The sequence below is a fragment of the Haloferax profundi genome (assembly GCF_001469865.1).
Classification (GTDB): domain Archaea; phylum Halobacteriota; class Halobacteria; order Halobacteriales; family Haloferacaceae; genus Haloferax; species Haloferax profundi.
Genome location: NZ_LOPV01000193.1, coordinates 1 through 228 on the forward strand (window position 1 = coordinate 1; position 228 = coordinate 228).

At 52.6% G+C, this 228-nt stretch carries 1 protein-coding gene; it reads right to left on the reverse strand.

Translation table 11 applies throughout. The features are described from left to right. The coding region (locus AUR66_RS21195; RefSeq protein WP_197409731.1) for a carboxypeptidase-like regulatory domain-containing protein at positions 1–228 on the reverse strand (228 nt) is incomplete at both ends.

Below are 228 nucleotides of genomic sequence, written 5' to 3' on the forward strand. Positions count from 1 at the left end.
TCCATCGTTCGGGAAATTGTCTCCGGAGAGATCTGATTGCCGAAGGTCGATGTGGTACGTCTCGTTCGGCGGAACCTGCATTGAGTACACGCCACTGGCGTTTGTTCTTGCTTGCTCATACGCAGACTCGCTATGGTAGACCACCTCGACATTACTTGCCGGGTTGCCCTCCGAATCAGTAACCGTTCCTGTGATTGGAACCTTCTCTTTGAGGACCACAGTGTGTGT